The sequence below is a fragment of the Clostridium sp. LS genome (genome assembly GCF_002760435.1).
In the GTDB taxonomy this organism is placed as follows: Bacteria; Bacillota; Clostridia; order Clostridiales; family Clostridiaceae; genus Clostridium.
The window spans coordinates 1-21,780 of the sequence record NZ_AUUU01000240.1; the positions used below are offsets into that span (position 1 = coordinate 1).

Annotated in this window: 21 protein-coding genes; 10 read left to right on the forward strand and 11 right to left on the reverse strand. The window is 29.5% G+C overall.

What is annotated here, in order from left to right:
* Positions 1-177 precede the first annotated feature (177 nt).
* The gene (locus COL3_RS26840; protein ID WP_008419913.1) at positions 178-1,254 is read right to left on the reverse strand and encodes a 2,3-butanediol dehydrogenase; all 1,077 of its coding nucleotides are present in this window, start codon (positions 1,252-1,254) and stop codon (positions 178-180) included.
* A gap of 237 nt (positions 1,255-1,491) precedes the next feature.
* Positions 1,492-3,438, reverse strand: coding sequence for a sigma-54-dependent Fis family transcriptional regulator (locus tag COL3_RS26845; protein ID WP_008419911.1), 1,947 nt, complete (start codon positions 3,436-3,438; stop codon positions 1,492-1,494).
* Positions 3,439-3,676: 238 nt separating this feature from the next.
* Here COL3_RS26845 and COL3_RS26850 point away from each other — a divergent pair, with 238 nt between their 5' ends.
* Positions 3,677-4,411: a cysteine hydrolase gene (locus COL3_RS26850; protein WP_242982204.1), complete on the forward strand. Its 735-nt coding sequence runs from the start codon at positions 3,677-3,679 to the stop codon at positions 4,409-4,411.
* A 157-nt stretch (positions 4,412-4,568) separates the two neighbouring features.
* On the opposite strand, the gene COL3_RS26855 is transcribed toward COL3_RS26850, so the two are convergent.
* The gene (locus COL3_RS26855; RefSeq protein ID WP_008419907.1) at positions 4,569-4,823 is read right to left on the reverse strand and encodes a DUF1653 domain-containing protein; all 255 of its coding nucleotides are present in this window, start codon (positions 4,821-4,823) and stop codon (positions 4,569-4,571) included.
* A 220-nt stretch (positions 4,824-5,043) separates the two neighbouring features.
* On the opposite strand from COL3_RS26855, the gene COL3_RS29055 reads away from it, so the two are divergent.
* Entirely contained in the window at positions 5,044-5,208 is a 165-nt protein-coding gene (locus COL3_RS29055) for a hypothetical protein (protein ID WP_008419904.1), read from the forward strand.
* 86 nt (positions 5,209-5,294) lie between these two features.
* On the opposite strand, the gene COL3_RS26860 is transcribed toward COL3_RS29055, so the two are convergent.
* Both COL3_RS26860 and rarD read right to left on the reverse strand, forming a co-directional pair.
* Entirely contained in the window at positions 5,295-5,498 is a 204-nt protein-coding gene (locus COL3_RS26860; protein ID WP_008419903.1) for a hypothetical protein, read from the reverse strand.
* Between the two features lie 49 nt (positions 5,499-5,547).
* Positions 5,548-6,450 (reverse strand): EamA family transporter RarD, encoded by a 903-nt coding sequence (gene rarD, locus COL3_RS26865; RefSeq protein WP_008419902.1) that lies wholly within the window; start codon positions 6,448-6,450, stop codon positions 5,548-5,550.
* 263 nt (positions 6,451-6,713) lie between these two features.
* Between rarD and COL3_RS26870 the strand changes: the two genes are divergently transcribed.
* The 4 genes from COL3_RS26870 (at position 6,714) to COL3_RS26885 (ending at position 12,458) form a co-directional block, all read left to right on the forward strand.
* Entirely contained in the window at positions 6,714-7,175 is a 462-nt protein-coding gene (locus COL3_RS26870) for a redoxin domain-containing protein (protein ID WP_008419901.1), read from the forward strand.
* Between the two features lie 552 nt (positions 7,176-7,727).
* A complete protein-coding gene (locus tag COL3_RS26875; RefSeq protein WP_008419900.1) occupies positions 7,728-8,978 on the forward strand; it encodes a DUF4179 domain-containing protein in 1,251 nt (416 codons plus the stop codon).
* A 482-nt stretch (positions 8,979-9,460) separates the two neighbouring features.
* Positions 9,461-11,731 (forward strand): SPFH domain-containing protein, encoded by a 2,271-nt coding sequence (locus COL3_RS26880; protein WP_008419899.1) that lies wholly within the window; start codon positions 9,461-9,463, stop codon positions 11,729-11,731.
* 331 nt (positions 11,732-12,062) lie between these two features.
* The gene (locus COL3_RS26885) at positions 12,063-12,458 is read left to right on the forward strand and encodes a hypothetical protein (RefSeq protein WP_008419898.1); all 396 of its coding nucleotides are present in this window, start codon (positions 12,063-12,065) and stop codon (positions 12,456-12,458) included.
* Between the two features lie 177 nt (positions 12,459-12,635).
* Here the strand turns inward: COL3_RS26885 and COL3_RS26890 are convergent, their stop codons facing one another.
* Positions 12,636-13,703: a galactose ABC transporter substrate-binding protein gene (locus tag COL3_RS26890; RefSeq protein ID WP_008419897.1), complete on the reverse strand. Its 1,068-nt coding sequence runs from the start codon at positions 13,701-13,703 to the stop codon at positions 12,636-12,638.
* Between the two features lie 236 nt (positions 13,704-13,939).
* Here COL3_RS26890 and COL3_RS26895 point away from each other — a divergent pair, with 236 nt between their 5' ends.
* On the forward strand, positions 13,940-15,157 hold the full coding sequence (locus COL3_RS26895) for a DUF5105 domain-containing protein (RefSeq protein WP_008419896.1): 1,218 nt from the start codon (positions 13,940-13,942) through the stop codon (positions 15,155-15,157).
* Between the two features lie 66 nt (positions 15,158-15,223).
* Here COL3_RS26895 and COL3_RS26900 read toward each other — a convergent pair whose 3' ends face one another.
* The gene (locus COL3_RS26900; RefSeq protein WP_008419895.1) at positions 15,224-16,858 is read right to left on the reverse strand and encodes a PAS domain-containing hybrid sensor histidine kinase/response regulator; all 1,635 of its coding nucleotides are present in this window, start codon (positions 16,856-16,858) and stop codon (positions 15,224-15,226) included.
* Between the two features lie 280 nt (positions 16,859-17,138).
* On the opposite strand from COL3_RS26900, the gene COL3_RS26905 reads away from it, so the two are divergent.
* Both COL3_RS26905 and COL3_RS26910 read left to right on the forward strand, forming a co-directional pair.
* Entirely contained in the window at positions 17,139-17,678 is a 540-nt protein-coding gene (locus COL3_RS26905; protein WP_008419894.1) for a DUF5662 family protein, read from the forward strand.
* 88 nt (positions 17,679-17,766) lie between these two features.
* On the forward strand, positions 17,767-18,180 hold the full coding sequence (locus COL3_RS26910; RefSeq protein WP_008419893.1) for a bacteriohemerythrin: 414 nt from the start codon (positions 17,767-17,769) through the stop codon (positions 18,178-18,180).
* A 214-nt stretch (positions 18,181-18,394) separates the two neighbouring features.
* Here COL3_RS26910 and COL3_RS26920 read toward each other — a convergent pair whose 3' ends face one another.
* A complete protein-coding gene (locus COL3_RS26920; RefSeq protein WP_008419889.1) occupies positions 18,395-18,763 on the reverse strand; it encodes a helix-turn-helix domain-containing protein in 369 nt (122 codons plus the stop codon).
* Positions 18,764-18,912: 149 nt separating this feature from the next.
* On the opposite strand from COL3_RS26920, the gene COL3_RS26925 reads away from it, so the two are divergent.
* Positions 18,913-19,566 carry a flavodoxin family protein gene (locus COL3_RS26925; RefSeq protein WP_008419887.1) on the forward strand — a complete coding sequence of 218 codons (654 nt, stop codon included), beginning with the start codon at positions 18,913-18,915 and terminating at the stop codon, positions 19,564-19,566.
* Positions 19,567-19,982: 416 nt separating this feature from the next.
* On the opposite strand, the gene COL3_RS26935 is transcribed toward COL3_RS26925, so the two are convergent.
* The 3 genes from COL3_RS26935 to COL3_RS26945 form a co-directional block, all read right to left on the reverse strand.
* The gene (locus COL3_RS26935; RefSeq protein ID WP_008419885.1) at positions 19,983-20,300 is read right to left on the reverse strand and encodes a nucleotide pyrophosphohydrolase; all 318 of its coding nucleotides are present in this window, start codon (positions 20,298-20,300) and stop codon (positions 19,983-19,985) included.
* Between the two features lie 170 nt (positions 20,301-20,470).
* Entirely contained in the window at positions 20,471-20,680 is a 210-nt protein-coding gene (locus COL3_RS26940; RefSeq protein ID WP_008419884.1) for a DUF1450 domain-containing protein, read from the reverse strand.
* 43 nt (positions 20,681-20,723) lie between these two features.
* Positions 20,724-21,539, reverse strand: coding sequence for a PPK2 family polyphosphate kinase (locus tag COL3_RS26945; protein WP_035282591.1), 816 nt, complete (start codon positions 21,537-21,539; stop codon positions 20,724-20,726).
* Between the last annotated feature and the right edge of the window lie 241 nt (positions 21,540-21,780).

Here is a 21,780-nt window from a genome sequence, read left to right on the forward strand (position 1 = left end):
GCAGACTTTGCTACTCTTGGAGCTTCTATATCCATTAAAAATATATTATTTGTAAGTTCCCTTTTGTTAACTATATTATACATTTATTTTCCTCCTAATTTTTTACCAAGTAAAACTTAATTCAGATGAGGTTTAATCCCCATCTGAATCTTATCTGCTATATCTTTGATAGTTATCTTATAAAAGATTTTTATCCGGTGTTACTAATATCTTAACATGCTTCTTCTTTTCTGGACCTGTTAATGCGCCGAAACCTTCTTCTACTATATCTTCTAAGTGTATCTTCTTTGTTACGTATCCTTCAGCTTTTATTCTTCCATCCTTCATTAGAGCTATAGTTGCTGGAAATTCATGTCTATATGCTAATGTTCCAACAACTTTCTTTTCGGTAAATACTAGTGAATTAGGATTAATTTTAGCATCACTTTCCCAAATACTTGTTATTACTAAAGTTCCTTCAAATTTTAAACTTTCAATACCTACATCAAGACCTATTTGTGCTCCTGTAGTTTCAAAAGCCACATCAATACCTAGTCCATTTGTAAGCTTTTTAACTTCTTCTACTATATCTACTTCATTAGGATCTAAAACTACATCTGCACCTGATCTTTTAGCATATTCTTGTCTTATTGATTTTCTTTGCAATACAATTACCAATTTTGCACCAGCAGCTTTTAAGCATTCAATAGTTGCGAGTCCTATTGGACCAGACCCTAGAACTAATGCAGTATCTCCTGTTCTAAACTTACCTATTCTAATTGAATGTAATGCTACTGCCATTGGTTCAACTAAAGCAGCTTGTTCATAAGACATTTCATCAGGTATTTTATGTACAAATTTTTCTGGAAAGACTGTATATTCAGCTAATCCGCCACCACTTCCACAAAGTCCATGAAATCCTAGTGATGAACACAAATTATATTTTCCTTCTAAACATGCCGGACATTTTCCACATGCAACTATAGGCTCAACTATTACTCTATCTCCTGGCTTAAAATTAGTTACACTATTACCAATCTCCACAACTTCTCCTGAAAATTCATGTCCTAAAACCACAGGAGCAGTTGTTCCACTTAATGGATGTGGTTGTCCAACTGGTATAAATATAGGTCCTCCTAAATATTCATGTAAATCTGAACCACATATTCCGCACCATTTTACTTTAATCTTTATACCATCACCTGTTACTACTTTTGGTTCCTCAATTTCTTCAACCCTAACATCTTTCTTTTCATACCATAATGCTGCTTTCATATAAAATCCTCCTAAAATATTGTTAATTTCTTCACACATCTTCTATTACGCAATATACGTGCCAAAAAACACAAATATAACTATCTAATTATATTTTTTTCTTTAATGTATTTATATTGCTTGTTTTATCTGCTTTAGAATATAATTAGGAATTTTCACAAACTTTGAGAGAAATAAAAATTGTATCAAAATGATACGTTTTATCTTCTCATTTTGATACATACTTATTATGATTTCTCATTTTGATACACTAATATTATATGTTTTTATCTTTCTATATAAAGTCGCTCTTCCTATGTTTAATAATTTTGCTGCTAACTGAAGATTTCCATTGCACATTTTTATAGCGTCTCTTATAGCTTTCTCTTCCAATTTATCAAGTGGTACTATCTTTATTTCCTCAATTGAAGATTCCAGTTTATCTATATTTATATTTTTATCTATACTGTTATAATATAAACAATATACATTCGTAATTTCATCTTCATTTAAATAATAATCTCTTTCAACAACATTTTTAAGTTCTCTTATATTCCCATCCCAATCATATTTTTTTAATTCATCTATATATGATTGTTTAACACTTATACTTTTATTTCTATTTTTTATATTTAACTTTTGTATAAACTCATTTACAAGCAAATCTATATCTTCTTTTCTTTTTCTAAGTGGAATTGTCTTTATTTCCATAACACTTAATCTATAATATAAATCTTCTCTAAAATTTTGCTTACCTATTTCATTTTTCAATATTCTATTAGTAGCTCCGATAACTCTTACATTTAATTGTTTCTCATAGGTCCCCCCAACTCTTACAATCTTTCCATTATCTAACACTCTGAGAAGCTTACTTTGAATATCTAAAGGTAATTCTCCAATCTCATCTAGAAATATTGTTCCTCCATCTGCCAATTCAAATTTACCTGGATGCCCTTCTTTCGAGGCACCTGTAAAAGCTCCTTTTTCATATCCAAATAATTCACTTTCAACAAGTTCACTGGGTATCGAAGCACAGTTTACTGCAACAAAAGGTCCTTTTGCTCTATTACTATAATTATGTATTGATTGTGAAATTAATTCTTTACCAGTACCGCTTTCTCCTTGAATCAAAATATTGCAATCGCTTTTTGCAGCCTTCTTAGCAAAACTTATCATATTTTTCATTTCTAAATTATTTGTTATTATATCTTTAAATTCATATTGAGCTTTATATCCTACAAATTTATTTACCAGCTTGTGTACCACCTCGACCTCTGTAAAAGTTATTACCATGCCACTATTTTTCCCATTCTTATTTAATGGAACTATATTTATAACACATTTTATTATGTCATTATTTATGGAAAAATCCCATTCTAAATTATGCAAAAATTTGTTTTCCTCTTTAATTAGTTTATGAAAATCAATGCCATTTAAAACCTGATTAATATCTATATTCATTGCTTCCTCTAAAGATATGTTTAAAATTTTTAACGCTCGTCCATTTATTCTTTTTATCTTCATATGTTCATTCATAACTATCATACCTTCTGATATTGAATCAAAGGTTATATTAAGTAATTTATAAGAAATGGATAACTCCATTTGTTTTTGTATTGATTGAGCGGCAGCAGTTACTATTCCAAGTGTATGAGAGTGGGCATTATAATAATTTCCTGACATATTTATGCATCCAATTAGATTATCATCTTCATCATAGATTGGTGCTGCGGAACATGTCCAAGAATGTTGATTTGCTCCATAATGCTCTGCTCCAATAGTTTGAACTGGCTTATTAAGATATAAAGCCGTTCCAATAGCATTAGTTCCAACTACTTTTTCCGACCACAATTCGCCTTTCAGAAAATTTAGCTCCTCAACTCTTTCCATTATATCTTTATCACCTATTAAATCGATAATGTATCCATCTTTATCTACTAAAAATAAAGCAAATCCTGATCCACGGACCATACTATAGATGCTTTCTATAACTGGTCTAGCAACAGAAATAAGTTCACTATTTTTATTAATAAGCTCATCTATATTATGATGTTTAACATTTCCCTTTCCATTATAAGGATCTACGCCATACTTTCTACATCTTATCCATGAATCTGCAATTTCTCGTCTAACTTTTGGATGGATTTGTCCTGTCGAAATAAATTTCCTCCATGCTTCAGTGATAAATTCGATATAATCTTTCATCTATCTCTCTCCATTACTTATAAATTATGATAATAACATCTATGCTATAAACAATACTAACTAGTTTATCTATATTATTTTACTTAGTTCAACTTAAGGTGTCTACAACTTTATAGTATACAAATACTTACTAATATTCACCTTTAATATTTAAAAACTAAGCATTTTACTGCTTCCCTCAGGCGACCCTGGAGCGGATAAGCATTGACGGTATTTTGAGTATTTTTAAATTATAAATTTGCAATCACTTTCCATCTCCTATTTCATAATATATAAAAATATAAAAGAATATTGGAGGCTTTATGTGATGTATTTTTGTCCTCTCCATCATGAGTGGTTTGAAGATTTCAATAATGACAATGTTAACTATGTTTATAACTTGCGTGCTATAGAAGAAAATCAAACAATAATCGATAAGTGGAATACTGTATCTGCACCTCCTGCACCAGAACTTAAGTCAATAACAGTTAACCCTATAACCACGGCTTTATTAATATTAGATATTGAAAACTCTATATGTAATACCCCTCACTGCATCGCTACTATCCCTAATATTTATAATTTACTAACGAAAGCACGACAATATCGCATGCTAGTTATCTATAGTCTAATCCCTACAGCAAATCCTTCAGACATAGCTAAACAGATATCTCCTTTGCAAAGTGATCCTATTGTAAAATCAAGTGTAGATAAATTCTATGATACTAATTTACAAGAGATATTAGGTGATAATGGTATTAAAAATGTCATAATAACTGGCTATGCAGCCAATGGTGCAGTCCTTCACACTGCTACTAGTGCAGCTTTTCGTGGTTATAATGTTATTATCCCAGTTGATTGCATGTCTGCTAGTAATCCTTATGCAGAACAATATACTGCATGGCATATGGTCAATAGTCCGGGCACTAAAAATCGAGCATTTCTAACGAAAGTTAATTTAATTGATTTTCAAACACCACAATTAAAAAAATAATAATTTAAAATGCATTCTAAAATCAAAAGATCCACTTTAAAAAAGCGGATTCTTTTAATTTATTTACCAACTATATTTTTACATATTAATCATTCAACTTCTTAAATTGCTTTGCAGAAGAATATAATATCAATCCATTAAATTTAAATGGTCTGTACTACTTAACACTTTTAATAATCACTGGTTCAAATCTATATTTCTGAATAACACCTGGATATTTAATTTTATCCACTTCACTTAGAAACATATCTATTGGTCTTGCATATATCCCACAATCCCCATATAAAGCTTTGTATATAACCATTTTTTCTCCTGTTTCCGTGTGTTCGGCTATATCCATAAGCAAATATAAATCACCCTTAAAATGCCTGAACATTTTCCCTTTAAATTCAATTAAGTTTATATCTTGCATTTAATCACTCCTTAGTAAAATACGAAAAAATAACGTAAATAAATTTAATAATTTTATTGTACCCTCTTGTATGATTAAAATAAATATTTTTTCATTTTTAATAATAGTAAGAATAACATGTTTAATCTATATTTATTATTTGTTTTTAAGATAAGTGGATAATTCGTACAATACTGTCCATACTAAATTTGTAAAAATACTTTACTAAGGAGGTATTTTAATGCCAAAAGATAGTCAACCAGATAATAAAGAAGCAAGAATGGAAAAATGCAATTATCAAACTCCAATAACTGAAGAAGGTCATAACCATAATCCTAATAGAAAACACAAATCAGTAAAGGATCAAGGAGTTTCAAGTCAACATTTCAACAGATTTGGTAATTAGCTTTCTTAATTTAAAATATAACCAAGTGAATATTCACTTGGTTATATTTTAATTATTGTTTTTTTAATTTTATGTATGTTACTCATTTACTTGTTATTTTTTGATGGCATAGATCTTTGATTTTCAGTATTTGACGAACCTGTTCCGTTGTCTTGGTTTGACTGCTGCGATGAGCCAACAGACTGCATCATTAATCCTCCATAACGCATTGCTACACATAGGCTGCCAATTAGTAACGTAACTGCAATAATTGTTACGATAGCAACCATCTTTAATATCCCTTTCTCCATAAATAAACCTCCATATTGATTATATAGTATTGGACTTAAAATTAAACCATTAGCTTATCTGCTCGATATTCTTCGTACCTTTAGCCAAACTTATTTGTGAAAGAGAATATATAATAAGTGCTGCCCATATAAAACAAAATGCTATCATATCAACTGCTGTAAAATTTTCATTATACATAAAAATTCCTATAATTAGGCTTATGGTTGGTGAAATATATTGTGTGAAACCAATCACCGATAAAGGAAGTCTTTTTGCACTACTTGCGAAAAGCAGCAACGGAATTGCTGTAACTACGCCAGAACCTATAAGAAGAAGGATTACTAATGAATCTCCTGTCTTAAAAGCACCAATTCCATTAACATTCCTTAAGACTATATATGCTGCTGCAACTGGAGTTAGCATAGCTGTTTCAAGAGTTAGTCCAACTATAGAACTAGCTTTAACTGATTTCTTAATTGCACCATATAATCCAAAGGAAATAGCGAGTCCTAAAGAAATCCATGGAATTTTACCATACTGTACTGCCTTTGTTATAACTCCAATAGTAGCAATAATAAGTGCTGCTCCTGTCCAATAATTTAGCTTTTCCTTGAAAATAAACACTCCTAATAACACTGCTAGTAATGGATTAATGTAATATCCTAAACTTGCATCTATAATTTTATCTGAATTAACTGCCCAAATATATAATCCCCAGTTAATTGCAATTAGAATTGATGCAATAAAAATATAAAACATCTGTTTCTTATTCTTGGTCATACTCTTTAGTTCATCCCATTGTTTCGTTACAATAATAATTAGAACGGTAAATGCAAAAGCCCATACAATTCTGTTAGATAAAATCTCTATTGAAAATACACTTTCTATTAACTTCCAATATACAGGTAAAATCCCCCATAATAAATATGCCAAAACTGCATATATTAAACCTTTTGTCTTTTCGTTATTCATTTAATTCCTCCACTTCTATACTTAATTTTTGCACTGGATATGTCTTTACCATGCTTTCCCTGTAATTTTTCTTTATCATGAATTTATTACTTGTCACAAATTTCTCTATTTAATAAGTTTACTATATTCTCTCTAAAAAGTTAACTTTTCTTTCGTTGTATTCCTAAAAAATTAAAAATTCTAACTCTGTTATTTTCATAAAAACTTCTTACTAGGGCATTCTATAAAGTAAGTGAAAAATAAAAGATGAAAGGACGATTATCATGAATCCTATTCCAATAGGCACAGATGCGCCAGACTTTACTTCAAAAGACAATAAAAAACAGGGGATAAGCTTATCTGCTTATAAAGGTAAAAAAGTGCTTCTATCCTGGCATCCTCTAGCATGGACTCCAGTCTGCACCGATCAAATGCGGGCATTAGAAACTAATTTTCAAAACTTTCAAAATCTAAACACCGTTCCTCTTGGATTTAGTGTAGATCCACAGCCTTGTAAGGAAGCATGGGCAACAGCACTTCAGATTAAGAATGTAAGTCTTCCATCTGATTTTTGGCCTCACGGCAAAATAGCCAGTGACTATGGAATATTTAATGAAGCCAAAGGAATATCAGAGCGGGCGAATATTATTATCGATGAAAATGGTACGGTTCAATGGGTAAAAGTTTATCCATCAGAGCAGTTGCCAGATATTAATGAAGTTCTGCAAGTTTTAGCAGGCAAATAACATAAAACGAAATAATCTACCATGTAACCAGTAGAAATATAGCCTGCTTTTTATAATAGAAATCATATTGATCTTTACAGGTCAATATGATTTTCATAGATTAGCAGTAAAGAAAAGCTCAATTTCCCCCAATATAATTAAATCATTTAAACAACACTAATGTAAATTAATTGATAACTTCCCATTATAGGGATATAATGAATTATAAAGTAAAAAATCAAACTTAATTAGATTGAGAATGATTGTCTAAATTCAGGAATCCAAATCATAGATTTGGACTCTCACTTTATAGGAAACTCGACTCACTACGTTCGCTGAGTGCTCACAGAGTAAGCGATCATCATCAAATCATAGATTTGAGATGCCTGCTTAAGTTCGATTTCCCAAATATAAAAACGGAAGTTAAATCGCATAGGCAATTTAACTAAGTTCGAGAAGCCAAATCATAGATTTGGACTCTCACTTATAGGAAACTCGACTCACTGCGTTCGCTGAGTAAGTTCGATTTGCCAAATATAAAATTTGGAATCTCACTTAAGGGGGAAAATATTAATGATAAACAAAAAAATCTGTAAATTATTAGGACCAATTCTTGGAGTTATGGGATTTATGTTATCCATAGGTATATTAGAAGTTCCAGTTTTAGGAGCTGATAATGTACAAGTAACTTCCGCTTATACCAGCATTACAACCTCTGCTGCAGTTACTTATACCGATTATTCAGTTAATGTAAATAAGAGCGTTACACAAAATGGATTAAAAGTAACATTAGAAAAAGCAGTAGCAACAAAACATAAATTAAGAGCAGAAATTAAGGTAGAAAGCACACAACCTTTTGATCAAACTAAAAATAATAATTCAATATTTCAATTACTTTATGGAGAAGATGATCTTGGTGGACAAGGTATGTCAAGCAGTTATATAGACGATAAAACTCTATTAATAACTATTGAACAAGATAATAATGATAAAGAATTTCCTGAAAAAGGTGATTTAAGATTAGATGTAGTATTTCCATATTATAAAGTTACTATAGGAATGGATGCAAGCGTAGATTTTTCAGAAGCCTTTAATAATGAACTCAATGAAGATATATCTACAAATCTACCGGAATCTAATTATGTATTGAATAAATTAGATTCTGATGTTTTAGGGACAACAATAACTTATAGTGGACCTAGAGAAGACCATACAGATAGATCTATAGATTCTTCAATAATATTAAAGGCTGGAAATAAAATGTATAAACTAAGAGCTTCCGGAAGTTCTTCAGATGATAAAGGAGTAAAAGGAACTTATGAATCAAAGGCAGCAACTTATGATGTGCTTAAAGATCAAAAAGATATAAGTGTTATACCATTAATTTGTAATATGACTTGGGATGAATTTAGAAAAACACATGAAGATAATTATAAAAAGAATGATGCTAATAGAGAAACACTTAATAATGTAAGTTATCTAAAATCTTTTGATTTTTCTGATGGAAGCAAGGGAGAAATTTATAATATTGAAAGAAATGATAACAGTGTAAAAGTATATTGCAGAGGAAATTCAGAAAAAGCAAGTTTGTTAATGGCAAGTAACATGGACATGTATTATAAATTTGTAGAAGGTCAAACTAATTATGTTAATTATGAGAGCGATAAATATATGAGTTTCTATAAAGATCCAAACGATGCTCTTGGATATATTGTTGAATTTGATAATTTAGATAAAACTAAAGCATTAGAATTAAATTTTAATCCTACTATAAAACAAATAGATAGATATAATCTAAATAAAGAAATACAAATATCTAAGTAAATTATATTTCTAAGAAAATTGAGTACATTCTCAAAAAGTCACATAATTTATAACACTTTTAGTTACAGGTTATGTGACTTTTCACATTTAATTATATACAGAAGCATTCTCCAACATAATTTGAATTCAGTTGTGCTTCTGAATGCAAAAGGGATGAGGTTGCTATGGTATGCAAACATAATATTAAAAAAATTTAATAAATCAGCTTTTCAAGAACCTAAATAATAAAAAGTGCTCATAAATCAATAAAATCTAAAATATTGTTATTAAATAAATATAGTATAGGCAGAAATTTAAAGATTGAAGGACATTGGGAAAGAGAATAAAAGTTAGTTAATTTAGATTAGGTACTGCAATAAATCTAATGATGAAATTTGACTAATTCGGACATTTACAATCAACCGTTAATGTAATATATTACTATCTATACCAATTAACAAAATAAATTTTAAAAAAAGACAATGAATTATGGAGGAAATTTTATGAATTCAGGAACAATATCAATTTTAATTTACGCTGGTATTGGAATCGTAGCGCTGTTTATACTACTTTATGGCATAGGATTCACAAGTATCGGAACAGACGAGGTAGGTATAGTCGAAAAATGGTGGAGCTTGAAAGGCTCTGTACCAGCTGATGGTCTAATTGCATTAAAAGGTGAAGCTGGTTATCAGCCATACGTACTTAGAGCAGGCGTTCATTTTAAAACACCTTTTAAGTATAAAGTAAAAAAGGTGAGACTTGTGACTATCCCCCAAGGGCAAGTAGGTTATGTATTTGCAAGATCTGGAGAAAGTCTTGCTGATGGACAAACCTTAGGAAGAGTTGTAAGTGAAAGTAAGTCCTTTCAGGATGTAACTGCTTTTTTAAATAATGGCGGACAAAAAGGTCCTCAAAGGCAGCTTCTCCGTGAAGGTACTTATGCATTTAATTTAGCTCAATTTATCATAATCACAAAGGATAAAGTACATTCAATATTTACTTCAAAAGCCGAATCAGAACAAATAGAAACTATGAGAAGTGACTTGCTTAGAGTTAGTGGTTTCCTTCCTGTAGTTATCTCAAGTTCAAAAAATCTTGAACAAGATGAATTTGGAAACACTATTAAAACTAAAGACACAATTGGTATAGTAACAGTTAATGAAGGACCTACTCCAGATAACGGAGCTATAATTGCTCCAATAGTTGGTGAAGGCATTACAAATGAATATTACCACAACAACTTCCAAGAACCAGAAAGATTCCTAGCTGCCGGTGGTAGAAAAGGTAAGCAGATGCAAGTATTAACTGATGGTGTTTACTTTATTAACAGGTTATTTGCTAATGTAGACATAGTTCCAAAAAGCATTATAGATATCGGTTATGTTGGTGTTGTTGTAAGTTATTTTGGTGACAAAGGTGAAGATGTATCTGGATCAGATTACTCTCATGGAGAGCTTGTTGAACAAGGTAAAAAAGGTATTTGGAGAGAATGCATGATGCCAGGTAAGTATCCATTCAACACTTATGCAGGTAAAATCATTCCTGTTCCTACTACTAATGTTATATTGAAATGGATTAGCGGTCAGGTTGGGGATCATAAACTAGATGATAACTTAAAAGAAATTAGTTTAATTACCAAGGATGCTTTTGAGCCTAATCTCCCACTTACTGTAGTATTCAATATTGATTATAGAAAAGCTTCTTCAGTGATCCAAAGATTTGGTGATATTAAACTACTTATTGAACAATCCCTTGATCCTATGATAGCAGGTTATTTCAAAAATATTGGACAAACTAAAACCTTAATTGAATTGATTCAAGATAGAAGTTCTATTCAAGACCAGGCTTCAAGAGAAATGAAAGATAAATTTAAGTTATATGATTTAGAATTACAAGAAGTATTAATCGGTACACCTGCTGCATCTTCAACAGATAAGAGAATCGAACTTATCCTAGCCCAATTAAGAGACAGACAGGTTGCATTAGAAGAAATTAAAACTAACGAAGCAAAACAAAAATCAGCAGAAAAACAAAGAGAACTTAATGAAGCTGTTGCTAAAAGTGCAGCTCAAGCAGCACTTACTCAATCAAGTATCGATATAGAAGTTGCTGATAACAAAGGTAAATCTGAATTAAAGCTTGCTGAACAATTAGCATTAAAAACTCAAAAGCTTGCTGAAGCTGATAAGTATAAGAGAACCCAAGAAGCTGATGCTTTAAGATATACAAAAGAAGCTGAAGCTGCCGCCAATGCAAAGGCTACTGAACTTAATGCTGCTGCTAATGCTAAGCAAGTAGAGTTACAAGCTGGTGCTGAAGCCTTCAAGCTTGAAAAAGTCGGTGCTGCACAAGCTTTAAATATCAAAGCTGTTGCTGAAGCTACAGCAGAACAAGAAACAAAGGTTGGTCTTGCAAAAGGTACTGCTGCCAAAGCCTTAGTTGAAGCTTATGGTGGGCCAGAATTACAAGTTCAACAAAGTGTGTTAACAGCGTTTGCTGAAGCCTTAAAGATAAGTAAATCGCCACTTGTTCCGCAAACAGTAATTATGGGCGGTGCCGATGGAAAAACTCCTAATGCTATGGAAGGAATTTTAAGTATGATTTTAGCTAATATGGCTACTAATAATAATTCCCAAATAAATATGACTAATTTATCACAGGCTCCAGTAACTAATAAAGTTAATAACAGCACTGCAAAAGAGCCAGAACTTACTAAACAAAAGAATACTAAGACAGATGATAGTATTTCTGCTAAAAATCCAGAAATGTAAATCTATGTACAATCTAAGAAATAATATTCATCAAATTTGAATTTATGAATAGTTAACAGGTGAGAGTGAGTAGTTAAAAAGTATGATTTAAATTCACAATAATTCTAGGTAAACTTTAACAGATAGTAAGGCAATTTATTAATTATGAAAAACTCGAAAAGTTTTAACCTTAACTCCTACTTTCCCACAGGAGATCCCTAAAGGGCATTCACTCTTACCTCTTAACTCCGCTATAACATGTAAATAAGGTTAGTTCTTTACAAAAGACAGTAATTATTTGAAAATAATCCCAATATATGATATTATATAAAAAAAAATAAGGAGGCTTCTTATGGAACAAACACAAACTCAATCACAACCACAAAAATTAGGGGCTGGAATAATAATCTTATCAATTATTCATTTTATTTTAGTTGCATTTGGCATCTTGGGAACAGTAATATTATTGACACAAAAAGATACATTTGTAAAACAAGGAATTGCAATTCCACTATCCGATTCTCAAATTATTATAAGTATAGTATTGGAAGTATTATTGACTATAGCAGTTATTCTAATTTTACTTAAGAAATCTATAGGAGTATACTCATACTTTACAATTAATGTAATTTCTATCATTAATACAATTATAGATTCTGGTTTTCAATGGACAATCCTTTTATCATTAATTTTCCCTGTGTTAATGGCAATTTGTATCTACAGGAAAAAGGCGCTTTTTAACTTTTAGAATAAATGATATAGACTGGCGAAATATTATACATATTTGCCAATAAATCAAAAGTATTCTAAGGATAACTTTATCTAATATATTATATATATATCTGTTAAAGAGCGTGAAATAATAACCAATTATTAAATGCAGGAAAAACCCTTGATAAAATTCTTTTCAAGGGTTTTTATATATTTACGGATTACTTGTTTTTCCTGTGTATATATCATATGGGAATGGAATAATAATTTGTCCATCAACTATTTTATAGTTTGTATTTTCTGTAGGTTTCAAATTATTAATTAAGTTCATTCCAACGGTATTCAGCAATTCAGCTTGAACTTTTGGATCTTGAATAACGGTTCCTGCCATTATACCTTTATCAATTAAATCTTTCGCTTCCGGCAATCCATCAACTCCTACAACCACTATATTTCTTGACTTATCACCTTTGTTGTACCCATATTTTTGCAATGCTTCAATGGCCCCTATTGCCATAGCATCATTATTAGAAATAATGGCTTCAATGCTCCCATCATATTTGAGAAACAAGTTATCAATAGAAGTCCTAGCTAAATCCCTAGACCAATTAGCACCTACTACAGAAATCTCTTGTGTTTTTATTCCTGAATTATTAATTGTCGAGATAGCATAATTAGTTCTATCAGCTACCTGAGGATCATTTGCTGGACCCTTTAATAAAACATATTGCAGTACATTATCGTTATTCTTATCCATAAGTTTATTGTTACTATTCCACAAGTTAACAATAATATTGCCTTGCGCGATACCAGCCTTCTTAGAATCTGGCGTTACAAATGCAACCTTTTCATAGATTTTCGAAACTTTTGCCACTACTTCTGTAGGAATATTCATTAGTATTAATGGTTTGTTTCTTTGTCTAACTCTATTAATAACGTCTTCTACAGCATTTTCCCTTGTGTCTGGCAAGTATAATATAAATAAATCATAATCGCTTTGTAAAGCCTCAACTAATATTTCACTATTTATAGCTATATTGTTCTTAGGATTTGGAAACGTATATTTAATCCTATTCTGCTCTTTGCCTTCGATTTCTTTAAAACTTTCTATAACTCTCATAGTATACGGGTCATCAGTTTCAAAAAATATTACTATAACATTAGCTATTTTACTATTATTTAAACTCCAACTAGAAAGCGATTTAATTTGAGTTCCACTACTTAGTATAAAAATAGCTAATGTAACCAATGTTAATGCAATTATTTTTCTTAATATACTCATTATTGTCCCTCCACCTATATAATTATTTTCAATTATATACTTAGTGTTAGGTTGCATATAAATAAAAAATTTATTCTGAACCACCAGTATAAAAAGTTATTTTATTATTTCTCTAAAATATATCTAGTCACAATCATCCATTAATTCAAATAAATACCTTTAAATCAAATTATTTGGATGTTATAATGTAATTTGTTAATTATTCATGAAAGTAAGATATTATGGGGGTAATAATAATGAAGAAAAAAAGAATAATTAGTTTTTTACTATTAATAGTATTATCATTTATTTTGCTATTTAGTGGATGCTTTGATAGTAATGGAGCAAAAAATTCAGCAGAAATTTACTGTTCATTAATTTTCAAATCTGACGCTAAAGATATTCAGAAAATCGGAATGTCTGATTCTGATAAAGATAAAATTATAAGTGAGTATCAAAATAAAATAAAAGAACAATTAAGAAGCAATCTTCTTTTGGTTGGATGCTCAGCTTCAGATGATCAATTAAATTCAGTAACTGAAGGCTTTAAGGAAGCACTTTCAAAAATCACATATGAGACAAAACAAATTTCTAAATCCGGCGATGAAGCTCAAGTGGAAATTTCAACTACCAATTGTGATTTTAAAAAAATTGATGAACAAGCTGCATTAGATGCTTTTGATGAAACTGATAAGATGGATTTTTCAAGCACTGACGAAGAAAATAAAAAATTTAGTGAAATTTATTTAAATAGGCTTGCAGAAGGATTAAAAAATGCAGAAGTAAGCTCTGAAAAATCTTCATATACATTTAAATTTAAAAAAGTTAGCAAATATTGGGAGCCAGACGACCCAACTAACTTTGGATATAAATTAGCTCGATTAGCAATATATAAAGAAAATCCTGATTTAAATATTAATGAAGAAAGTATTTCTCCAGGGGAAAGTGCTAAGATTTTTTGGAACTTAGTAATTAAGGAAGATAGTAGTTCAATTGAAAGACTTGGCTATTCTAAAGCATTTGGAGAGAGAATAATTAAGAATATGAATAAGAATGATTTTAAAACTTTTAAAAATGATTTTAAACAAGAAGGTATTTCATTATCAGATGATAAAATTCAAGAAATACTAGATGCTTTAAGAAATGCAATAAGTAAAAATTCGTCTAACTTTGAGGAAGTATCCAAAACAGATAATTCAGCGCAAGTTAAAGTATCATCAACATCAATAGATTTTAATTCAATAGTTACAGAAGCTGAAAACACTACTAAAAGCCAAATATTATCAGGTAAAATTACTAGTGAACAGAAGGCTATGGAAGCTTTTGCTGCAAATCTTATAACCTCAATTAATAACGCACAAGCGAGCTCAACAACAAATGATAGGATATTTTACTTTACTAAAGTTGCAGACATATGGATACCATCAGATGTAACAAATTATGCTGAAAGTATTGGTGAAATGAGTATAAAATAATTTAGAAAGCAGATGATCAAGAATTTTTTCATCTGCTTTTCTTTGTTAATGTTATTTACTCGATTTTTAATTATATATATCTGAAAATTCAATATTAATTTTTTCAATGAAGCTTTTACCAATTTGAGTATTGCATACACTTTTATCGCAAGCTTCACTTTCAACTAGCTTACATGGAATATACATAATAAATTCAGTTCCCTGTCCCTCTTTACTTATTACAGATATTTTTCCACCATGTAATTCAATTAATTTCTTAACAATAGAAAGTCCAATTCCACTTCCTTCATGAGTCCTGGTAAGAGACTTATCAACTTGTACAAAACGTTCAAATATAGAATCCAGTTTGTTCTTCGGAATGCCTTTTCCAGTATCTTTTACCCTTATACATATATCATTAGTATTGTTCTCTATTTTGACAATTATATTACCACCAGAAGGAGTAAACTTTACTGCATTTGATAATAAATTCAGAATAATTCTCTCTATCTTTTCTGGATCGCAAGCAATAATTCTTTCCTCAACATCTGTATCAAATGTTATAGATATCCCTTTATTTTGAATATAATCAACTACAGATAAAGTAATATTTTCGACTAAGTTTATAATATCGTGATTACTTTTACTTATCTCAAAATAATTATTATCAATTTTTGTTATATCAATTAAATTGTCAATCAATCTTAGAATACGGTAACAATTTTGTTTCATCATATTTATGTATTTAAATTTATCTATAGAAATGTTCTCACTTAAATAGTCTTTTAACATAATCTCTTCCATCTGTACAGCTGAAAAAATAACATTTATTGGGGTTCTTAATTCATGAGACATATTAGCAAAAAATTCTGTTTTTATCCTATCTGCCTCTTTGAGTTCATTTAACCTTCTTCTTTCTTCTTCGATACGTTTCTGTAATTCCTCCTTCTTCTTTCTTTCGGTAATGTCCCTGCTTACTCCAATAAGTCCTAAAATATTGCCCTCAGAATCATAATATGGAGTTTTTAATGTATCTAGAAAAACATATTTACCATCTGGATACTTAACCCAGTTCTCATATCTAATATGTTCTCTTTGCTGCATCGTCTTTAAATCTGTTGATCCAAAAAATTCTGCATCTTCTTTCTCAAAAATATCAGCATCAGTATTTCCAATAATATCTTTTTCCTTTATACCTGCAAAGTCTTCAAAAGCTTTATTACAACCTAAATATGCGCCATTAATATCTTTATAGAAAATCAGATCTGGAATCGAATTTATAAGAGATACTAAAAGAGCTTCTTTTTGTTGAAATTCCATATAAAGCTTTTTGTATCTTTCTTCACTTTTCTTAATTTCACTAACATCATGAACAATGCCTGCTATTTTGTCTGGGTTACCAAACTCATCAAAAAATACTTTTCCTTTTCCTACTACCCATTTTTCTATTTCATCATTTTGACATGCCGCTCTAAACTCCTTATCAAAATCTTTCCCAGTTTTAATTATTTCCTTAGCATATGACTCCATCTCTGCTCTTTGACTAGGATGAACAGTATTTAACCAGCCTTTAAAATCCTTTACGCAGCTATCATCAATTTCAGCTAATTCATTAAGTACCTCCGAACTATTCCATATATCTTTTTTTATATCATAAATAAAAATTCCTAATTTCCCTACCTTCTGTGCTTCATTTAAGAAAAAATCATTTCCCAAATCCATAATTAATCATCCCATTTCCTATTAAACTATTAAAGCGAAAAGGATTTCGCTTTAACTAATTACATTTATATACATTATATCTCTAAATTCACCAATTTACCATATTTTATATTTATTAATAATATTTCTTCAAAATCCCCAAAGAGCATTGCTCAGAAATAAAGTATTAAAATTACTCACATCATACTCCTTTATGTTTAAGCATAAAAAATATATAATATTATTAAACTTGTCCAAGTTGTTTAAAGTAATTTTAGATTAATAGGAGAAAATAAACATTATGAATATTGTTAATCATTTTAAAACTATAACAAATCATAAAATATTAGTTATGAAATATTGTTTTAAAGTAGGTTTATATAAACAAGGATTACTTCATGATATGTCTAAATATTCATTTGTGGAGTTTTCAGCTGGAATAAAGTATTATAGAGGATATGTGAGTCCTAATAGCGTTCAAAAAACTTTTGAAGGCTATTCAGCAGCATGGCTGCATCATAAGGGCAGGAATAAGCATCATTTTGAATATTGGATTGATTATGGAATAAACGAAGCCGATGGATTAACGGGAATGAAAATGCCGATTAAATATGTTGTAGAAATGTTTATAGATAGAGTTTGCGCTTCAAAAAATTATTTAAAAGAAAAATATACTGATGAAAGTCCACTTAACTATTATGAGGACAGAAAACATTATTACGTCTTACATAATGAGGTGAGAGAACTTTTAGAAACCTTGCTTAGTAAGCTCGCCAATGAAGGAGAAGATAAAACTTTTCAATATATTAAAAATAATATTCTAAAAGGTATAAAGTTATAAATAATTCCTGATACAAAGAGGTTTTCTATAAAATATCTAGAAATATATATTTGTAAGATAAAAAAATAGTTTGCGGAAGGTGATTTTAATGTATTTAGATTGGGACTGGACTTTAAATATAGGCATTGATAGCATTGATGATCAACATAAAGAGTTAATTGCTCGTTTGGACCAATTACTGGCATCTATTGAAGAAGGAAAAGGCGATGAAGAAGTAATTAAAACTCTAGATTTTCTTGAGGAATATGTAGTTAAGCATTTTAATGAAGAAGAAGAAATTCAAACAAAAATAAATTATCCCCTATATGATATACAGCATAAACAACATGAAGAATTTAAAAGTGATCTTAAAGAATTTAGAAGAATTTTTGAAACCCAAGGAACATCAGCAGTATTAGCCTTAAATATTCAGAAAAAACTAACCGATTGGTTAAAAAATCATATAACAAATCTAGACAAAGATTTAGGAGATTTTTTAATTGAAAATGAGTATAATAAATAATTAATACATAATCAATATTTTTAGCCACTACATTTTTTGTAGTGGCTAAAATTTTTCTTAATAAGCTGTGTTTTAGTAGATATAGCTGGTGAGTTTTCATTCTTAATATATCTACTTATACTTAGAAAAATTATAGAAGCGAAAAAAATAAGAAATATTATTTGAAATCCAGCCATAGACTAATTCTCCACTTTTACAATGTAATAAGATATTTTTATTTACACTTATCAAGTTTTAGCTGTTCTTGTCCCCATTTATTCAATTCATTTAATGCGGGAAGTAACGCTTTTCCTCTTTCTGTTAGAGAGTATTCAACTTTAGGAGGAATAGTGTCATATTGAATTCTAATAATAAGATTATGTTCTTCCAATTCTTTCAAAGATTTCGTAAGCATCATATTCGTTATACCTTTAATTCTCCGTTTTAATTCATTATATCTAACAGGCTCCTTCTCTGATAAATACCACATGATTGGCAGCCTCCATTTTTGCCCTACAATATCAAGTGCATATATAACAGGGCATTGTTTCTCATAAATATTATCATTAGAAAATACTGTATCACAATTAGTATCCTTCTTCATAAATACACCTCCATATAATTCAATAGTATATATTTTATACTAGCACAGAAAAAACTGCATACTTGTACATTTATATCCTTCTAATTTATTATTATAACAGAAGATATTAAAAATAATATAAAATTAATTTCAATAAAAGGAGCGCTATTATGAAAGTTTATGCTATTAATGGAAGTCCAAGAAAAAACAAAAATACAGCTACATTACTTCAAAAAGCTTTAGAAGGAGTAAAAGCCTCAGCAAAAGATAAAGAAATTGAAACTGAAATAATCAATTTATATGATTTAAACTATACTGGATGTAAAAGTTGCTTTGCTTGTAAAAGACTTGGAAGTACAAGTTATGGAAAATGCGCAGTGCAAGACGATCTTCATGAAATTTTAGAAGAATTATCACAAGCTGATGGAATTATTTTTGGAACTCCAGTTTATTTCGGCAGTATAACTGGTCAATTACAATCATTTTTAGAAAGATTATTATTCCCTAATTTTGAGTATGTTAAAAATTATACTTCAATTGCACCAAAGAAGATGCCAACAGCATTTATTTATACAATGAATGTTTCAGAAGAAGTAATGGAAATGGCCAATTACAAATTAACCTTCGAAAAAATGGAATCTTCTATAGAACGTATATTTACAAAACCGCAAATAATGTACAGTAATTATACTTATCAATTTGATGATTATTCAAAATATAAATCTGATGCTTTTCCCGAAGAAGCAAAAGCAGAACATCGAAAAGTTCAATTTCCTATAGATTGTCAAAAAGCTTTTGAAATAGGTGCTAATTTAATAAAGTAATTTAATATTTTCATATATTATTTTATGATTCAATTTGTTCCTCCGACTAATAGATAGTCTTTACAATTTCAATTATTAATTATATTAAAAAGCTGAGATTTTTTAAATATAAGAAAATCTCAGCTTATAAAATGCATCCTAGTTTATCTAATTCCAAAACTTTATTTGAAATATCTTCTAAAATTTTTTTACCTTTTATAAATGATAGATTATTATTTTTCAAATAGTCATTTAAAACAATAGCTTTATTTTTATGTAATTTTATTTTTCCTTCCTTATCGCCCTTATAACGATATTTACCAATGTAAGGAAACCTAAACAATCGCAATATGTACCATTTATCTCATTCGAATTCCCATCAATCAACATTTCAACATCGTAATGGGAATAACTGGTTTGAGAATAAACCTAACTCCTTATAGCTGAGTATACTTCTTACTATTCCCTTTTGCTTTTTCAACTGGATACTTCTTTTCATTTTTATCCATCTTGCCATTTATTATTTCCTCTAAATCAACACCTAAAGCATCAGCCATATGTATACAATAAACCATAACATCCGCAAGTTCTTCTAAAACGTGTTCCTTATTATAGTTTTTTTCATCCCATAGGAATTCTTCTAAAAGTTCGCCAGCTTCAATTGAAATTGCTTTAGATAGGTTTGCTGGAGTATGAAATTGATTCCAATCTCTATCGTTTCTAAATTTTCTTATTCTATTTATAGTTTCTTTCATTTTGTTCACTCTTTCTATGACTTTCCATTTTTTATGTTTATTATAGCATAAAATTACATAGAATAATTAAAGCTGAGATTTTCTAAATATAGAAAATCTCAGCTAAAAAATTCTTCAATTTACACATCAAATAATTTAAAATCTATCTCTAAATCATCATAAATGGAAAATTATAGTTCCTTCTTTATTTTTTCATATAATTCTTCTGAATCTTTTCCTTTTATAAACTTATCTTTTACCATGGCAATTGGTTGTTCAGAACAATGTTTACATTTCCCTAAACATTTTTTCTTGGAAATTTCAATATCTGGATAATTTTCTTTAATTAAATTTATGACTTTTTTCTTGCCTTTATTTTCTTCACAAAATTTTATTTTCATTGTTCTCATCCCCCATAATTCACTATAAGCTTTTTATTCATCTTTATCTACTTTCTTTCAATTCCTGTATCAATTCTTGTATATTTCCCTTTAAAGGTGGATACTCCAATTTTAACTCCTCCAGGGTGTTAACAATATTCTTCAACACAATATAATCTCTAAACCACCTATGATTGGCAGGGATTACATACCATGGGGCTTCCTTTGTACTACAGTTAGAAAGTACATCTGAATAACATTCTTGATACTTATCCCAAAATCTTCTCTCTTTTAGATCTGACTCTGAAAACTTCCAATGCTTTTCTGGCAACTTCAATCTATTTTCCAATTTTTCCTTTTGAAATTCCTTTGATATATGTAAAAAAAACTTTAATACAATTATGTTATTATTAACAAGATATTTCTCAAATTCATTAATTTCCTTAAGTCGACTATAAGCAGTATCATCATCAATAGCTTTATGAACACGTGTAACAAGAACATCTTCATAGTATGACCTGTTAAAAACCATGATATTACCCTTCATTGGCATTTTTTTGTGTATCCTCCAAAGATAGTCGTGACCTAATTCTTCTGAATTTGGTTCTTTAAAATTTTCAACGCTAAACCCATTAGGATTTACTCCATTTAATACTTTTTTAATAGTACCATCCTTTCCACTACAATCCATCCCTTGTAGTATAACTAATAGGCTATACTTTTTAGCTGCATAAAATACATCTTGAAGCTCAACAAACCTCTCTTTTAGCTTAAGATATTCTTCTTCTATATCTTTTTTTAATAGTTCATCTGTATAATCTGAATTAAAATCTTTTAGATTAACCCTCTTATCCTTTGATCTAATAATAAATTCTCCCATTTCTCCCATAGTTCTCTCCTCCTTTTTTATACAATCCATTTAAATACTTATAGGATCTGCTCAACTCACATTGGTTAGCTTTCACTAATATCATCATATATTACCATGAGTCAATTACCCTAATAGTATTATAACATAATTTTACTTTCTTAGAGCCATTTCAAACTTATGTATAAGTAAATCCAAGAACAAAGTGGCTGCGCCACGTTTTATTAGTAATGAATAACGAATGATGAATAAT

What these genes read in the sequence shown, in the direction of transcription:
- COL3_RS26840 (WP_008419913.1), bottom strand. Translation starts at nt 1,254, where the DNA reads ATGAAAGCAGCATTATGGTATGAAAAGAAAGATGTTAGGGTTGAAGAA.
- COL3_RS26845 (WP_008419911.1), bottom strand. Translation starts at nt 3,438, where the DNA reads ATGAAAGATTATATCGAATTTATCACTGAAGCATGGAGGAAATTTATT.
- COL3_RS26855 (WP_008419907.1), bottom strand. Translation starts at nt 4,823, where the DNA reads ATGCAAGATATAAACTTAATTGAATTTAAAGGGAAAATGTTCAGGCAT.
- COL3_RS29055 (WP_008419904.1), top strand. Translation starts at nt 5,044, where the DNA reads ATGCCAAAAGATAGTCAACCAGATAATAAAGAAGCAAGAATGGAAAAA.
- COL3_RS26860 (WP_008419903.1), bottom strand. Translation starts at nt 5,498, where the DNA reads ATGGAGAAAGGGATATTAAAGATGGTTGCTATCGTAACAATTATTGCA.
- rarD (WP_008419902.1), bottom strand. Translation starts at nt 6,450, where the DNA reads ATGAATAACGAAAAGACAAAAGGTTTAATATATGCAGTTTTGGCATAT.
- COL3_RS26870 (WP_008419901.1), top strand. Translation starts at nt 6,714, where the DNA reads ATGAATCCTATTCCAATAGGCACAGATGCGCCAGACTTTACTTCAAAA.
- COL3_RS26875 (WP_008419900.1), top strand. Translation starts at nt 7,728, where the DNA reads ATGATAAACAAAAAAATCTGTAAATTATTAGGACCAATTCTTGGAGTT.
- COL3_RS26880 (WP_008419899.1), top strand. Translation starts at nt 9,461, where the DNA reads ATGAATTCAGGAACAATATCAATTTTAATTTACGCTGGTATTGGAATC.
- COL3_RS26885 (WP_008419898.1), top strand. Translation starts at nt 12,063, where the DNA reads ATGGAACAAACACAAACTCAATCACAACCACAAAAATTAGGGGCTGGA.
- COL3_RS26890 (WP_008419897.1), bottom strand. Translation starts at nt 13,703, where the DNA reads ATGAGTATATTAAGAAAAATAATTGCATTAACATTGGTTACATTAGCT.
- COL3_RS26895 (WP_008419896.1), top strand. Translation starts at nt 13,940, where the DNA reads ATGAAGAAAAAAAGAATAATTAGTTTTTTACTATTAATAGTATTATCA.
- COL3_RS26900 (WP_008419895.1), bottom strand. Translation starts at nt 16,858, where the DNA reads ATGGATTTGGGAAATGATTTTTTCTTAAATGAAGCACAGAAGGTAGGG.
- COL3_RS26905 (WP_008419894.1), top strand. Translation starts at nt 17,139, where the DNA reads ATGAATATTGTTAATCATTTTAAAACTATAACAAATCATAAAATATTA.
- COL3_RS26910 (WP_008419893.1), top strand. Translation starts at nt 17,767, where the DNA reads ATGTATTTAGATTGGGACTGGACTTTAAATATAGGCATTGATAGCATT.
- COL3_RS26920 (WP_008419889.1), bottom strand. Translation starts at nt 18,763, where the DNA reads ATGAAGAAGGATACTAATTGTGATACAGTATTTTCTAATGATAATATT.
- COL3_RS26925 (WP_008419887.1), top strand. Translation starts at nt 18,913, where the DNA reads ATGAAAGTTTATGCTATTAATGGAAGTCCAAGAAAAAACAAAAATACA.
- COL3_RS26935 (WP_008419885.1), bottom strand. Translation starts at nt 20,300, where the DNA reads ATGAAAGAAACTATAAATAGAATAAGAAAATTTAGAAACGATAGAGAT.
- COL3_RS26940 (WP_008419884.1), bottom strand. Translation starts at nt 20,680, where the DNA reads ATGAAAATAAAATTTTGTGAAGAAAATAAAGGCAAGAAAAAAGTCATA.
- COL3_RS26945 (WP_035282591.1), bottom strand. Translation starts at nt 21,539, where the DNA reads ATGGGAGAATTTATTATTAGATCAAAGGATAAGAGGGTTAATCTAAAA.